The 15,317-nt window shown below is 42.2% G+C and carries 13 protein-coding genes; 5 read left to right on the top strand and 8 right to left on the bottom strand.

The annotated features are described in order from the left end of the window. Positions 1–77: 77 nt before the first annotated feature. Positions 78–1,223 (bottom strand): 2-amino-4-hydroxy-6-hydroxymethyldihydropteridine diphosphokinase, encoded by a 1,146-nt coding sequence (gene folK, locus L0P88_RS03895; RefSeq protein WP_247134834.1) that lies wholly within the window; start codon positions 1,221–1,223, stop codon positions 78–80. Between the two features lie 72 nt (positions 1,224–1,295). On the opposite strand from folK, the gene sppA reads away from it, so the two are divergent. From sppA to L0P88_RS03880, 3 genes are read left to right on the top strand one after another with little or no spacing between them, the layout of a single operon-like run. Beyond that, positions 1,296–3,056 carry a signal peptide peptidase SppA gene (gene sppA, locus L0P88_RS03890; protein ID WP_247133319.1) on the top strand — a complete coding sequence of 587 codons (1,761 nt, stop codon included), beginning with the start codon at positions 1,296–1,298 and terminating at the stop codon, positions 3,054–3,056. A 6-nt stretch (positions 3,057–3,062) separates the two neighbouring features. Continuing rightward, on the top strand, positions 3,063–3,770 hold the full coding sequence (locus L0P88_RS03885; protein ID WP_247133318.1) for a queuosine precursor transporter: 708 nt from the start codon (positions 3,063–3,065) through the stop codon (positions 3,768–3,770). Between the two features lie 32 nt (positions 3,771–3,802). Further along, positions 3,803–6,481: an AsmA-like C-terminal region-containing protein gene (locus L0P88_RS03880; RefSeq protein WP_247133317.1), complete on the top strand. Its 2,679-nt coding sequence runs from the start codon at positions 3,803–3,805 to the stop codon at positions 6,479–6,481. Positions 6,482–6,639: 158 nt separating this feature from the next. Here L0P88_RS03880 and L0P88_RS03875 read toward each other — a convergent pair whose 3' ends face one another. From L0P88_RS03875 to L0P88_RS03855, 5 genes are all read right to left on the bottom strand, one after another. Continuing rightward, a complete protein-coding gene (locus tag L0P88_RS03875) occupies positions 6,640–6,927 on the bottom strand; it encodes a type II toxin-antitoxin system RelE/ParE family toxin (RefSeq protein ID WP_247133316.1) in 288 nt (95 codons plus the stop codon). Further along, positions 6,920–7,159, bottom strand: a complete 240-nt coding sequence (locus L0P88_RS03870) for a type II toxin-antitoxin system ParD family antitoxin (protein WP_247133315.1) — start codon at positions 7,157–7,159, stop codon at positions 6,920–6,922. The genes L0P88_RS03875 and L0P88_RS03870 overlap by 8 nt, the downstream gene beginning before the upstream one ends. A gap of 142 nt (positions 7,160–7,301) precedes the next feature. Then, a complete protein-coding gene (locus L0P88_RS03865) occupies positions 7,302–9,047 on the bottom strand; it encodes a hypothetical protein (protein WP_247133314.1) in 1,746 nt (581 codons plus the stop codon). Between the two features lie 167 nt (positions 9,048–9,214). After that, positions 9,215–10,030 (bottom strand): hypothetical protein, encoded by an 816-nt coding sequence (locus tag L0P88_RS03860; RefSeq protein WP_247133313.1) that lies wholly within the window; start codon positions 10,028–10,030, stop codon positions 9,215–9,217. Between the two features lie 56 nt (positions 10,031–10,086). After that, entirely contained in the window at positions 10,087–10,881 is a 795-nt protein-coding gene (locus tag L0P88_RS03855) for a DUF2797 domain-containing protein (RefSeq protein ID WP_247133312.1), read from the bottom strand. Positions 10,882–10,958: 77 nt separating this feature from the next. Here L0P88_RS03855 and L0P88_RS03850 point away from each other — a divergent pair, with 77 nt between their 5' ends. Together L0P88_RS03850 and L0P88_RS03845 are read left to right on the top strand one after the other, a co-directional pair. Continuing rightward, positions 10,959–12,485, top strand: coding sequence for a GH3 auxin-responsive promoter family protein (locus L0P88_RS03850; protein WP_247133311.1), 1,527 nt, complete (start codon positions 10,959–10,961; stop codon positions 12,483–12,485). Positions 12,486–12,641: 156 nt separating this feature from the next. Beyond that, positions 12,642–13,181, top strand: a complete 540-nt coding sequence (locus tag L0P88_RS03845; RefSeq protein WP_247133310.1) for a hypothetical protein — start codon at positions 12,642–12,644, stop codon at positions 13,179–13,181. A gap of 68 nt (positions 13,182–13,249) precedes the next feature. On the opposite strand, the gene clpX is transcribed toward L0P88_RS03845, so the two are convergent. Then, positions 13,250–14,485: an ATP-dependent Clp protease ATP-binding subunit ClpX gene (gene clpX, locus L0P88_RS03840; RefSeq protein WP_247133309.1), complete on the bottom strand. Its 1,236-nt coding sequence runs from the start codon at positions 14,483–14,485 to the stop codon at positions 13,250–13,252. A gap of 85 nt (positions 14,486–14,570) precedes the next feature. Continuing rightward, positions 14,571–15,251: an ATP-dependent Clp endopeptidase proteolytic subunit ClpP gene (clpP, locus tag L0P88_RS03835; protein ID WP_247133308.1), complete on the bottom strand. Its 681-nt coding sequence runs from the start codon at positions 15,249–15,251 to the stop codon at positions 14,571–14,573. Between the last annotated feature and the right edge of the window lie 66 nt (positions 15,252–15,317).

Here is a 15,317-nt window from a genome sequence, read left to right as displayed (position 1 = left end):
TTAGTTAGTTTCTGACTTAGCAGGGTGCTAATAAAATAAAACCATTCGTTATATCCAAATAAAATCCAAAAATTGTCTTAAAAGAGAACCTCCAAAATTTTCGTTTCCAATAAGCCCAAGATTGTTTTATAGTCCTCTGGATTATTCACAAAATCCAATTCCTGTAGATCGATGAGCAGGGTTTCCTGTTCTGGATGACTTTTGATAAAATCCAGATACCCCCTATGTATGTTGTCCAGGTATTCCGGTCCTATTTGTTGTTCATAATCCCGCCCTCGCGTTTTGATGTTGCGGAGCAGTCTTTCGGTACTTTGGTATAGATATACATAAACATCCGGTTTTCGAACCTCGTTGTACATGAAATTAAAGACCTTTCGATACAGTTCAAACTCATCTTTCTGAAGGGTGATCTGGGCAAAGATCAAGGATTTAAAAATATCGTAATCCCCTACCATAAAGGTTTTGAACAAATCGAATTGGGAAGTGTCGTCCATAAACTGTTGGTACCTATCGGCCAAAAAGGACATTTCCAACGGAAAGGCATATCGCCCCTGGTCCTCATAGAACTTGGGTAAAAACGGATTGTCCGCGAATCGTTCCAAAACCAGTTTGGCATTGAAATCCTGGGCAATTTTCTTGGCCAAAGTGGATTTGCCCGCCCCGATGTTTCCTTCAATGGCCAGGAACTGCAACTGGGAGAACAGGGTGCGCTGTTCCTTGAACAGCTTATACGGTGTTTTCGTTAGCGGATTGCCGTCTTTGGACTGTTGCAAAAGGTTCCTGGTGTCCTTTTTTAAAACCGGGTGGTAGACCTGCGGGGCAATATCGGCCAGGGGTTTTAGGACAAAGTTCCGCTCCGCCATTTTGGGGTGGGGAACCGTAAGGTTTTCGTGGGATATGACGTCATCATTAAAATAAATGATATCAATATCCAGGGTACGTGAGGAATAATGCCCGATTTCAGATCGTTCCCTGCCCATTTCCTTTTCCAGGGCGAGGATTTCCGTGAGGACCTCCGTAGGATTCCTTTCCGTTTCCAAAAGGATACAGGCGTTCAAAAAATCATCGCCCACAAAGCCAACGGCGGCATTTTCATAGACGCTGGACACGGCCAGGGTTTTCCCCAGGCGCTCATTCAACCTAAAAATGCACTGCTGGAGTTGGGCAAGCCGATTTCCCTGATTACTTCCCAGCGATAGATATACCTTATTGTAACTCCCCATAAGCCAATGGCAAAGTAAGTAAAACAAAGGTAGATTCCGTATCTTTGCCGCCTGAAATAAATCAGTTTCCATATGAAATTCTTACGCAATCTTTTGGCAGCCATTCTGGGTTGTCTTATTGCTATCGGTCTTCTTTTTATCATGTTTTTCATTTTTCTCACGTTAATTGGGAATGCCGGCGATGGTGTGGTCGTCAAGGAAAACTCTGTGCTTAAGATTTCCATTACCGAACCCGTATATGATTATTATGGCACGGACGGAAGTGATCCTTTTGCCGGATTTTTTGAAGAAGGCCAGGGGCTGGACCAAATCTTGCATGCCGTTAAAGTGGCAAAAACGGATAACCGTATTCAAGGCATCAGCATAAAAAACAATTTCCTGATGGCCGGGCTGGCCCAAACACAGGAATTGCGCAAGGCTCTGGAGGATTTCAAGGAATCGGGAAAGAAAATTTATGCGCTATCCGATTATTACTCCCAAAAGGACTACTATTTGGCAAGTGTGGCCGATAAGGTATTCATCAATCCGCAGGGATTGATGGATTTTAAAGGCCTATCCTCGGAAGTACTGTATTATAAGGACCTACAAGAGAAAACAGGAATAAAGATGGAGGTCATTCGCCATGGGAAGTACAAAAGTGCGGTGGAACCTTTTCTGTCCGATACGATGAGTGATGAAAACAGGACCCAAATCAAGGCACTTTTAGATGCTATTTGGACGGCCATGCTCACGGATATTGGCGAATCCAGGGAATTGTCCTTGGAACAGTTGAATACCCTGGCGGATACTTTAGGGGCAAGAACCCCTGAGATGGCCATAAATTCAGGGCTTTTGGACGGTACCCGCTACCAGGATGAATATCAAATGGAATGGAAGGAAGTCTTGGGATTAGGGGAAGAACAGGACATCAATGTTATTTCACTTTCGGACTATATGACCGCAACGAAAAACAAAAACCTCCCTTCCGGTAAGGAAAAGATTGCCATTGTGTACGCTCAAGGAGAAATATTGTACGGTGAGGGAAATCGGGATGTCATTGGCCAGGGAACTTTAATGCGTGCCTTGAAAAAGGTTCGGGAAAATGACAACATAAAGGCCGTGGTGCTACGGGTGGACTCACCTGGGGGAAGTAGTTTGGTTTCCGACATTATCTGGCGCGAAGTGGAACTGGTCAAAGCAGAAAAACCGGTTTTCGTGTCCTTTGGGAACATTGCGGCTTCTGGGGGGTACTATTTGGCGGTTGGAGCGGATAGGATTTTTGCGGAACCCACTACCATTACGGGGTCAATTGGGGTATTCGGAACCATTCCCAATATCCATGGGTTGAGCAATGACATCGGAATCAACGCGGAACAGGTGGGTACCAATGCCAATTCCGTGGATTATTCCTTTTTTGAACCGATGACCGATCGGTTCCGAAAACAGTTGGAGGAAAGTATTGAAATGACCTATGATACTTTTGTACAGCGTGTGGCCGACGGTAGAAATATGTCCAAGGAGGCTGTGGATGAGGTCGCACAAGGTCGGGTTTGGAGCGGTGTGGATGCGGTGGAACTCGGTTTGGTGGATGAACTGGGCACTTTGGGGGACGCGATTGCCGCAGCAGCTGAAACGGCGGGACTGGAATCCTACGGTATTCGCAAGTACCCAAAATTTAAATCGGATTTTGAACGGCTGATGGAAGATTTGAGCGCTGCTAAATTGAAAATTGGGGAATCCATGATCAGGGAAGAAATTGGGGAAGAAGCGTTCCAGACCCTAAAACAACTCAAACGAATGACGGAACAAAAAGGGATTCAGGCAAGAATGCCGTTCAACTTGAATATCCAATAATCCTTGATGGTTCCAAAGAGAAAAAAAGAGGCTTTCCACATCTACCTCTACCTCGGCGCCCTGTTCATTACCTCACTGGTGGTATCGAACTTAATCTTTCAAAAGTTTTTCTTTTGGAAACCTTTTGGAGACGTGACGGTTTTTGGAGCGCCCCTTTTTGAACTTTCGGTCGGTATCCTGCCGTATCCCATCACTTTTTTGATTACGGATTTGATTTCGGAAATCTATGGACAAAAAAAGGCCAATCAAGTGGTTACCGCAGGAATCTTTGCCTCGGTTTTTTCCATGGGAATCATTTTTGTGGCCAATTATGTCCCGGCCATTGAAAGCTCTCCGGTAAATGATGCCACCTTTATTGAGGTTTTTGGGCTATCGCCCCTGGGGGTTTTGGCCTCTATGTTGGCCTATTTGGCAGCACAGTATATCGATATTTCCATTTATCATTTCTGGAAGCGATGTACCAATGGTCGCTACCTATGGCTACGGAACAATTTCTCCACATTTACCTCCCAATTTGTGGACACCTTTACCGTTGTAGGGTTGTTATGCCTTTTTGGGGTGTTGCCATGGTCCCTGTTTTATGGTCTCGTCGTCAGTGGATTTCTTTTTAAGGTTTTAATCGCCCTGCTCGACACCCCTTTGCTCTATCTTTTCGTATATCTTTTTAGAAAAAGATTTAACCTAAAGTTAGGAGAGGAAATATCATTGGATTGATTTTCCTTCGTTTCTTGTAAAAAAATAGCAGCATGAAGAAAAAGATCCTCCGGGTTTTGGGAATATTGATTTTGGTCCTCCTGGGCCTCATTATTGCCCTTCCGTTCTTTTTGGAAGGAAAAATTGCCGATATTATAAAGAATAAGGTCAATCAAAATATCAACGCCACTTTGGATTTTGAAGAGGCCAATCTCAGTTTGATCAAAAGCTTTCCGTATGCCTATGTGGATTTAAAAGGGATTTCCCTGGTGAATAATGCCCCTTTTGAGGGGGATACCCTATTTGCTGCACGGGACATTGCTTTGGATATGTCCATAAAAGAACTGTTCAAAAGTGCGGATGACCCCATTGGAATACGCAAGCTTACGATAGATGGCGCTGTTTTGCACATTCAAGTGGACGAAGCCGAAAACGCCAACTACGATATTGCCCTGGAAAATGAAACCGTACCATCAAGTGAGGAGGAAACCAGTACCAACTTTACACTGGACCTGGAGGAGTACGGTATTACGAATGCCGAGGTGGTCTATGATGATTTCTCCAGTGGAATGCATTTGGTCATTTCGGAAATGAACCATTCGGGGACTGGTGATCTGTCGCTGGAAAGCTCACAATTGAAGACAAGGACGGATGCCCTGGTCTCCTTCGAAATGGATAGTACGGCATATCTCAATAAAAATAAAGTAGCCCTGGATGCCCTTATTGGTATTGATCTGACCCAAAACAAATATTCTTTTTTGGAGAACAAGGCACTGGTGAATCAACTGCCTTTGGTCTTTGATGGTTTTGTGCAGCTCAATGAGGACAATCAGGAAGTGGATGTTACGTTTAAAACACCCTCATCGGATTTTAAAAACTTCTTGGCGGTCATCCCGGAAGCGTATTCCAAAAACATTGAAGATGTAGAGACCACGGGGAATTTTGAGGTAAACGGACAGTTTAAAGGCATTGTGGACGATGTCCATATTCCCACGTTTACCATCGGTATCAATTCACAAAATGCCTCCTTTAACTATCCGGATTTACCAAAAGCAGTGGAAAACGTATACATCGATACACAAATTTATAACCGAACCGGTATTGTTGAGGACACCTATGTGGATATCAATCGGCTTTCCTTTAAGATTGATGCAGATCAATTCAACCTCAATGCGAAGATTAAAGAGTTGTTGGGGAATGCAAAAGTGGATTTGCATGCAGATGGTGTCATTAACCTGGCCAATATCTCACAGGCATATCCGCTACCGGCGGATTACGATCTTACGGGAATCGTACAGGCCGATGTAACCACGGCCTTTGACATGGCCTCTGTGGAAAACCATCGCTATGAAAATACAAAGACCAGCGGCACAGCAAGATTAACGGGTTTTCACTACAATTCCGAGGAACTTAAAAACCCCATTGCCATTTCGGATGCTTCGGTGAGCTTTACACCCAATACGGTTTCCTTGGATGCCTTTGAGGGAAAAACAGGGCAGACGGACTTTAAAGCCAATGGTACTATTGACAATCTTCTTGGCTATCTTTTTAATAAGGAAAATATAGAGGGAAACTTTAGCCTGCAATCCAACACCTTTGCCGTAAATGATTTTATGACAGAGGAAACCGGTAGTGATGGGGAAGGAGGGACCACTCCAGAAGTTTCGGAGCGTGTTCAAATCCCGTCGTTCCTGGATTGTACCATCGATGCCAAGGCGCAAAACGTGCTTTATGATAATCTGGCCCTAAAAAATATGTCCGGTCGCTTGCGAATCAAGGATGAAACGGCCTATTTGGAAGATGTTACCTCCTCCATTTTTGATGGGAAGGTAAAACTGAACGGTTCGGTATCCACCAAACCGGAGACGCCCACCTTTGATATGGCGATGGGCTTGGATGCCATTAAGATCAGTGAGTCGTTTCAATTGTTGGATATGTTCAAAGCACTGGCTCCAGTGGCCAATGCTTTGGAGGGGCGTTTGAATACGGATATTAAACTATCGGGTAATTTAAAGGAGGATATGACCCCCAATCTGGGGACACTCTCGGGAGATCTATTGGCACAATTGCTTTCCGCCAAAGTGGATACCAAAAACGCGCCCTTATTGACGGCGCTGGACGGTCAGTTTACGTTTTTGGACTTGGGCCAATTGAATTTGAACGACCTCAAAACGGCCTTGTCATTCAACGGCGGCAAAGTAAGTGTACAACCCTTTGCCATTACCTATCAGGATATTGTGGTCAATGTATCCGGAGGACATACGTTTGACCAACAACTGGCCTACACGGCTTCCCTGGACATTCCAGCGAAATACCTGGGGGATGAGGTCAACACTTTGATCGCAAAAATTAATGATGACAGCCTTAAGGATTTGACCATTCCGGTGACCGCCACCATTGGAGGGAACTATACCAGTCCCAAAGTAAGCACGGATTTGACTTCTGGCGTCAAAAGCCTTACTATGGAACTGGTGGAAATCCAGAAACAGAAACTGCTGAACCAGGGAAAGGACAAGGCAAGGGATTTGATCGGGGGACTTTTAAAAGAGGATAAAACCGACAGTACCCAAACCCAGGATTCTGGGGTGACAGAGGCCCTTGGGGGGTTATTGGGCGGTAAAAAGAATGCGGAACAAACGGATACCACAGCAACCAAAAAGGATGAAGTGAAGGGAGCGGCAAAAAGTATCCTTGGTGGATTGCTTAAAAAGAAAAAGGATACGACCCAATAAAAAGTACGTTTAAGGCATAGTCGAAAGCATCGATATCGGCTATGATTTGTTCTTTTCTTGTACAATCCTTGGCTTGTTGAAGTATACCAATCCATCTGATGATGATCGTATACGTATGAAGTTAAACGAAATAGGAGAGTAAATAATTGACAAATGTCCTAGAGTATATCGTTCAAGTCCTGCCTTCCGATTATGGCCATAATCTCAATCATGTCCCCATTGACCCTGAAAAAGATACTGTCTGAACCACAGACACAACGTCTGTACCCTTTTTTTATATGGTCGATGGACTCGAAAGAAAACGGTCGTTGCGCGATGATCTCGAAGTACTCAAAAAAAGTTGCGAAATAGCTGTCGGCTTGTAAAAGTCCAAATTTCTCAATTCCGTAGTGGTGGATTCGAATCAGGTCATTTTTGGCTTCGTTGCTTAATCGGTAATTAGCCATTGCGCATGGCCTTGGACTGTTTTAAAATCTCGTCTTTACCATGGTTTGTGAATCCACTTTTCTCAGCTTTTTCCAGTTTAGCTTTGATCCAGTCGATTTGGGCCTGTTGCTTTCTTGCCTGTCGGACAAGATCATTGACCAACTCACTTTTACTGGAATATTCGTGATTGTCCACTTGGGATTTCAACCACTCGTCATTGGGTTTTGTAAAAGAGATACTTTGCCTGGGCATAAATGGATATTTGATGCAAATATACACCAAAAATGAATCAAATTCTTGTTTTCCACAGTGTTTCCAGCTTCTCGTTGACATAAATGTCCTCTATCATCAACCAAGAATTGGGGTAAGTTGTATTTTCTGTGATTGGTACGGTTTAAAGATAGTTCCTTAATACGCCTTCCAACGTTGTTAATATGGGGTCCGGATCCGTATGATTACTTTGCTGAAGAAGTTTTTTAGCTTTTTTGAAATCGTCGGCCGCTAATTCAAATTGCCTTTCTTCAATTCTAAAAACACATCTCATTTTATAAAAAATCGCTTCTTCTAGCCCAGAGTCTATCGCCTGGGTCAGAATGTACATTCCCTTATCGAATCGTTTCATTTCATAGTACAGCGAACTTAAATTCATATAAAACCTTGGATTCTTGTTTGTCTTTAAACAGTGAAGATAATACGCTTCGGCTGTGTCATACGATTTGATCTTCTGGTAAGCCTTTCCTGCGTTTTCCATGTTGGGCAGGGTAGGATATAAACTGGCCGCTTTGCTAAAATACTCCGCTGATTTCTCCGGATCGCTTTCTGTGGTCATCATACCCAAGGAGCCATATAGATAGCCATATTTTTCCGGTTCAAACCTGTAATCAGGTTTTTGGTCCACTTTTTCAAAATCCCTTTTTGCCTCTGCATACATCTTCTTTTCATAATATAAATTGCCACGCATTCCATTTGAAAAAGTTGACTTTTGATGTTTTAAATTATTTGACCATAATGTTATGGTATCCTTCCAGTAAGTGGTTTGGACTTTGGCCATTCCAAAAAACAATCCCAAAACAAGAACCCCAATAATTGACACCGTTCTTTTTTGCTTTTGTTCTACCAGACTAAATAGGGCAATCCAAATGCCCAGTGTGGAAAGGTAACCATATCGATCGGCGAAAGGGCTCAAAAATTTTGTGAAGAAAGTGGTGTGCAAAATGATATTGGACAAAAAGAACAAAATCCCAAATACAAACAATTTGTTCTTTCGCATTGCAAAAGAAAGGTAGCCAACAGCAATCACTATTCCTATGGAAACAAAAAACCATGAACTTTTGATTTGTTCGGGCCAATCGTATACTATTCCCAATTTAATGGGAACGAAAGACTTATAGATATACCAGGCAAGTTGTGAAGGCACAAGGTATATAGGGTTATAATCGCCTGAAAAACCGGATTGGTCCTGTCTAAAGCTTAAACCAATAAAAAGAAAAATGAGTGCAATGGTAACGAAAGGGATTTTTGAAAGTATTCTTTTGGCATCAATCAGTTTTTCACCCCGTAAATAATCCAATAAGAACAAAATTCCTACAAAGGGTATAATTTGTACTTTGGAAAAGCATCCCAATAAAAAAAGCAAAATGGAATAGACGTAGTATTTTCTTTTGTTAAGCTCCAGGTATCGGTCATATTGAATTGTTGCCATTAAAAAGAAACAGCTAAACAGGACCGTACTGGTGGCCGAAACCCAGGAGACCGCTTCTACGGCCAATGGGTGCAAGGCAAAGAGCAAGGGAATGAGATAAGGGTTTATTCTATTTGAAAAGAGGCGTTTTCCAAGGATGTAGACCAGAAAAGTATTGATAATGTGTACCGAAATACTAAAAACATGGAACGCGGTCGCCGTCTTAAATCCAAAAAGTGCAATGATAAAGGCAAAGAACAAAGAGGTCAATGGTTGATACATCTTTATCGTATCAGTAGTGAAAATTGATTTCAAATTTTCACCGGTCAACTCATGGATGATTACATTGTCCAAAACTTGATTTCCATCATCAATGGCAATAAATCCATACCCGACACTATTCATGTACAAAATAATTATGGGGACACCTAGTATAAAAAATGGAAGTAGCTTTTTCATTAAAGTGGATATTCATGGTATAAAGACATTCTGATTCCAATGTCTTACCATGGTCTTGTGAAGGATTTGGTCACCTAAATTGGGCAAATCCCTCCACTGAAAAAATAGAATAGTAATAAATGGACGTAAAGAGGAATAAGTGGAAATACAATGGGCCCTAAATCCAATTATCGGGACGCTTTTTTTATTTCAGTTGTTTGGGAAGTGATGCTTTTTGTCTGTAGTTCAATTGAGAAAATCTCCAATTCCGTTTTTAAGTTCATTTCCATTTCCAGATAGAACTTTGTGAAAAACTGCTTTTCCATATCATAATCAATATGTCCCTTACCGGTCCCGTCCATTTCCATTTCATAATCTTTTGTTGCAGATTTTAGGGTATAAACTTGATCAAGGTCAAAATATCCAATTTCGTTTTCCACTTTTTTCAAGGTGTAAATTGAATTTATCTCCATCTCAATGGTTATCTCTGCAATTGGCAGTGACATCGGATTTTTTTGTTCGAAACTTTCACCAACTTTTATTTTCTTATTTGGATATTCAATTTGGTTCATCATCGATTCCATTGCAGGAAGTAATATTCTCTTTTTTTCTTCGGTCATTGTCGGTGAAGAAATGGAGTCAATTTTAGTTTTTCCATCAATCCATGTTCCAAAAAATTTGGTTCCACTTACAAGCGTTGGATTGTTGGACTCCAACAGTTCTATGGCAATTGGAAATTCGTTACCATTCAATTCACCGGTTTTGGAAACGCTTTTTAAAAAGCTCGTGTCTTTAATGATGGTCGGATTTTTGATTCCGTTATTTTTTAGGTTCTGAATTATCTCGTCGGAGGCGATATAGGTTACATTGTTTTCCGAAATCTGTTCTTGGGTTAAGGTGTAATTGAAGTTTGGTAAATAGCCAACCTTAAAGTCTATTTTCTTTTGACCTCTGGAGTAAGAGGTTGCCAATGTCAATATAATAAGGAGGTATGTTTTTTTCATTTTGTTTATTCAGGCTGCAGGCAATAATTGTGTATGACCACATGGCCATGATATCCTTAAGTGATATCAATCCCCACATAATAGCCTTCACTTCCGCGGACATTAAAAACGGTTTGGTCCTCAAAAAGGAGGTATTGCCCTTTTATGCCCTTTAGCACTCCTTCATAGCTTGGGGTTTTCTCTAGATTCAGGCTTTTTACCTTTTCGGGGTATTGCAAAACGGGAAATTCCAGATGGGTCTCCGTATGATCTTCAATAAAATAAGGTACGACCTCCTCTGGGATATACGGTTTGAGTGTATTGCGCCATTCCACCAAATCCAAGTCCTGAAGATCGTTTTTTAACATTTTTTGCCAACTGGTCTTATCGCTCACATGTTCCTTGAGGGCCACTTCGGTAATTCCGGCCAGGTAACGGTTGGGTACTTCCACAATTTCTATGGCTTCATGGGCCCCCTGGTCGATCCATCGGGTGGGGACCTGTGTCTTTCGGGTTACCCCAACCTTAACATTACTGCTATTGGCCAAATACACGATATGGGGCTGTAGCTGCATTTTTTTTTCATATTCCAAATCGCGGTCCTCTATGTTGAGGTGTGCTTTGCTGAGTTCGGGTCGCATTATCCAATCACCTGCTGCAGCAGATTCAAAAAAATATGATTTACAAAATCCTTGGCGGTAAATGGGTTCATTTTTACCGGTGCCAAGACATTGGTACTTGATAAATTGAATTTTAAGTTTTTTGTTCAAGGCTTGGTTAAGATTGAGGACATCGTCCTCCAGCATCAAGTAATACTGGATGGGCGAACCCATTTCGGTTCGCATTTTTCGTAGGACCCCTTCGTAAAGCATAGTAAGGTTGTTTGAACAAATTTGAAATAAAGGTTATTTTAGCTACTGGCCAAACCGGCCGGTTAAAGATACCCAAAATGCCAATACCGTTATTCAATTCCATTGCTTCCTGGTTGCTAAAAAAGCGGTACCACCAAATTGAGCTTTTCATAAAATACCCGGTGGATGTGCAGCAAGAGGTCCTACGCCAGTTGTTTGACTATGCCAAGGACACGGAAGTAGGTAAAATGCACCATTTTGAGTCCATTACCACCTATGAGGATTTTACGGAGCGTGTGCCCATTGTTAGTTATGAGTGCATTGCGCCAATGATCGAACGTACCCGAAGGGGCGAGCAGAATGTGTTTTGGCCCACCCATATTAAATGGTTTGCAAAGAGCAGTGGCACTACCAATGCGAAAAGCAAATTTATTCCGGTAAGTATGGAGGCGCTGGAAGACTGTCACTACAAATCGGGGAAGGATTTACTCTGTCTGTACCTGAACAATAATGAAAACTCGCAACTGTTCAATGGCAAAAGTTTACGGCTGGGGGGAAGTAAGGAACTATACGAGGACAACGGGAGCTTTTTTGGGGACCTTTCCGCCATTCTTATAGATAATATGCCCTTGTGGGCGGAATATAGCAGCACACCGAGCAATAAGGTGTCCTTGATGAGCGAATGGGAACTAAAAATGGACGCCATTATAGAAGAGAGTATCAAGGAAAATGTAACGAGCTTGGCAGGGGTGCCTTCGTGGATGTTGGTATTGTTGAACAATGTGCTGGAAAAAACGGGAAAAAGCCACCTTTTTGAGATTTGGGAGAATTTGGAGGTCTATTTTCATGGAGGGGTGAGTTTCGCTCCCTATCGGGACCAATATAAAAAGCTGTTGCCCAGAAAACGATTCAACTATTACGAGACCTATAATGCTTCCGAGGGTTTTTTTGGTATACAGGATCGGAACAATTCCGAGGACTTATTGCTGATGTTGGATTATGGTATTTTTTATGAGTTCATACCTATGGATTCCTATGGCAAAGAGGAGCAGCGGGCCATTCCCATTTGGGAGGTTCGAATGGGAATCAATTATGCCATGGTCATTAGCACCAATGCCGGGCTATGGCGCTATAAAATTGGGGATACGGTTCGATTTACCTCCCTGGACCCATATCGCATTCGGATAACGGGTCGTACCAAACATCACATCAATGCTTTTGGTGAGGAGTTGATTATTGAAAATGCGGAAGAAGCGCTGGAACAGGTCTGTAAAAAAACAGGTTCGGAAATTAAGGATTATACGGCGGCCCCCATTTTTATGAACGGTACCGAAAAGGGATCCCATGAATGGATCATTGAGTTTCGCAGGGCTCCGGATAACCTCAATTATTTTATTGAATTGATGGACAATGCCTTAAAATCACTTAATTCCGATTATGAGGCCAAACGCTACAATAACATTACCTTAAAGATGCCACGTGTACACATGGCACGGGAAGATCTGTTTTATGATTGGTTAAAGTCCAAGAACAAATTAGGTGGGCAACATAAGATTCCGCGATTGTCCAATTCCCGCGAACATTTGGAAGAACTTATGGATTTAAACAGGCAATCCGTACACTAATCACGTCATTTGGTACAGACTTCAAATGATTTACGAAAACGTTTTCGTAACTTCCCGTAGTTTATCGAACAAAAATTGAAACTGAACCAATATTTTAGGAATTGCTTCGTTTTGTAGTCACCTTTGGGTCACCAAAACTTACAACAATCATTTACAATGGCAGAAAAATTACTCGTCTTATCAGACATGTGGGGCATTAAAAAAGGCCTCTGGATTACTTCTTATTTTGGATACCTGCAGCAGTATTATAATATTGAATTTTATGATATACAGCAATTGGCAAACCTGGATATTCCCGTTATGACGCAGGAAAACATACATCGCGCATTTATGGAAGGGGGTATTGATACCGCCGTTGCCCATTTGTTGAAGAAAGAAACCAAACCATGCCATGTACTGGCTTTTAGTATGGGGGGCACAATTGCATGGAAGGCCGGTCTTAACGGATTGCCCATGAAATCCCTCACTGCCATATCACCAACACGGATTCGATTTGAAAATGAAGCTCCCGATTGTGAGATCAACTTGATTTATGGGGAGTGTGATAAATTTAAACCCGGCATGAAGTGGTTCAAAACCATGGATGTGGATTTTAAAATTGTTTCCAGTTTTGGTCACGAACTGTATTCGGATGAGAAGATCATTGGTGAGGTTTGCGTTAAGATGCTCCAAAAAATCACTCAAAAAGCGGTTTAGTCAATACCAATATATCACACAAAAAAAGGGGCAAACGCCCCTTTTTTGTTTACTTGAATCCTGGTTCCCTAGGAGACGGCTTTAAGCTTTTTAATGGTTTCCATGGAAAGTTTTTCCTCTGCATAGGCCTTGGTCACCTTAAACTCCTTTTCCTCTGAACTGGGTAGGGTAAACATGGCATCCGTGAAAATGGCCTCGCATAATGATCGGAGTCCCCTGGCACCCAATTTGTATTCCACGGCCTTATCCACTATATAGTTCAAGGCCTGTTCGGTAATATCAAAAGTTATCCCGTCCATTCCAAATAACTTTTCATACTGCTTAATAATGGCATTCTTGGGTTCCGTAAGAATGGCACGCAACGTTTTTCTGTCCAATGGATTCATATGCGTTAGCACGGGAAGACGCCCAATAATTTCAGGAATCAAACCGAATTCCTTTAAATCCTTAGGAATAATGTATTGTAAAATGTTTTCGGCATCCAGTCTATCTTCCGCTTTGGAAGCACTGTAGCCAACCGCTTGCATGTTCAAGCGTTTGTTGATGATTCGTTCTATGCCATCAAAGGCACCACCGGCAACAAATAGGATGTTCTCGGTATTTACTTCAATAAACTTCTGGTCCGGATGTTTTCGACCTCCTTTTGGGGGAACATTGACCACCGTCCCTTCCAACAGTTTTAGTAGGCCCTGTTGTACGCCTTCCCCAGAGACATCACGGGTTATTGAGGGATTGTCGCTTTTACGGGCAATTTTATCAATTTCATCAATAAATACGATACCCCTTTCGGCTTTCTCCAAATTATAATCCGCTGCCTGCAATAATCGGGTCAGAATACTCTCCACATCCTCTCCCACATAACCTGCTTCGGTCAAAACCGTGGCATCAACAATGGCCAGGGGTACATTGAGCATTTTGGCAATGGTTTTTGCCATCAAGGTCTTACCCGTACCTGTTTGACCAACCATAACAATATTGCTTTTTTGAATTTCCACCCCATCATCTTTACTCGAGGGCTGTAATAAACGCTTGTAATGGTTGTAAACCGCAACGGACATCACCTTTTTGGTTCGTTCCTGTCCAATAATAAAGGTGTCCAGAAAATCCTTGATCTCCAATGGCTTTTTAAGGACCAATTCCGAAGACAGGTCGTTGGTTTTGGATTGCTTGGACTCTTCGGCCACTATACTGTGCGCTTGTTCAATGCAGCGATCACAGATGTGCGCGTCCAAGCCCGCAATCAAAAGATTGGTTTCCGGTTTTTTCCTTCCACAAAATGAACATTCCAAATTTTCCTTCGCCATTGTCTTATCTTAACGGTACAGCTATAACGTGTAAAACGAGCTGAAATTCTACAATTAGGTACTTAAGCCAATGTTAAGTACGGATTTATCCTTTTTCCCTTACTAAAATCTCGTCAATCATGCCATAATCCTTGGCTTCCGGAGCTTTCATCCAATAATCCCGATCACTGTCCTCATAAACCTTATCAAAGGTTTGTCCGGAATGATTGGCGATGATATGATATAGTTCATCCTTAATTTTCAATACTTCCTTGGCCGCAATTTCAATATCACTGGCCTGCCCTTGGGCACCTGATAGGGGTTGGTGGATCATAACCCTGGAATGTGGCAATCCACTTCGTTTTCCCTTTTCGCCAGCGCATAGCAATACCGCCGCCATAGAGGCGGCTATTCCCGTACAGATCGTTGCAACATCGGGCTTAATGAACTGCATGGTATCATAGATGCCCAATCCTGCATAAACCCCACCGCCAGGGGAGTTGATATATATGGATATGTCTTTGGATGCATCGGTGCTTTCCAAAAACAGCAACTGTGCCTGGACAATGTTCGCAACTTGATCATTGATTCCCGTGCCCATAAAAATGATGCGATCCATCATTAAACGGGAGAAGACATCAAAAACAGCGATGTTCATTTGGCGTTCCTCAATAATATTCGGGGTCATGTTTACGGGAAGCATGCTACTTACAATTTGGTCGTAATACATGCTGCTTATCCCGTGATGCTTGGTAGCGTATTTTTCAAATTCCTTTCCGTAATCCATAGGATTTTCAATGGGTTTAAAACAAAAAACGGTCCTGAAAACTCAAATTTTCAGAACCGTAAATAT

Origin of the sequence: Muricauda sp. SCSIO 64092 (assembly GCF_023016285.1) — a bacterium.
Taxonomy (GTDB): domain Bacteria; phylum Bacteroidota; class Bacteroidia; order Flavobacteriales; family Flavobacteriaceae; genus Croceivirga.
Note: the sequence above shows the minus strand (reverse complement) of the source record. Positions and strands in the feature narration are given on the sequence as shown.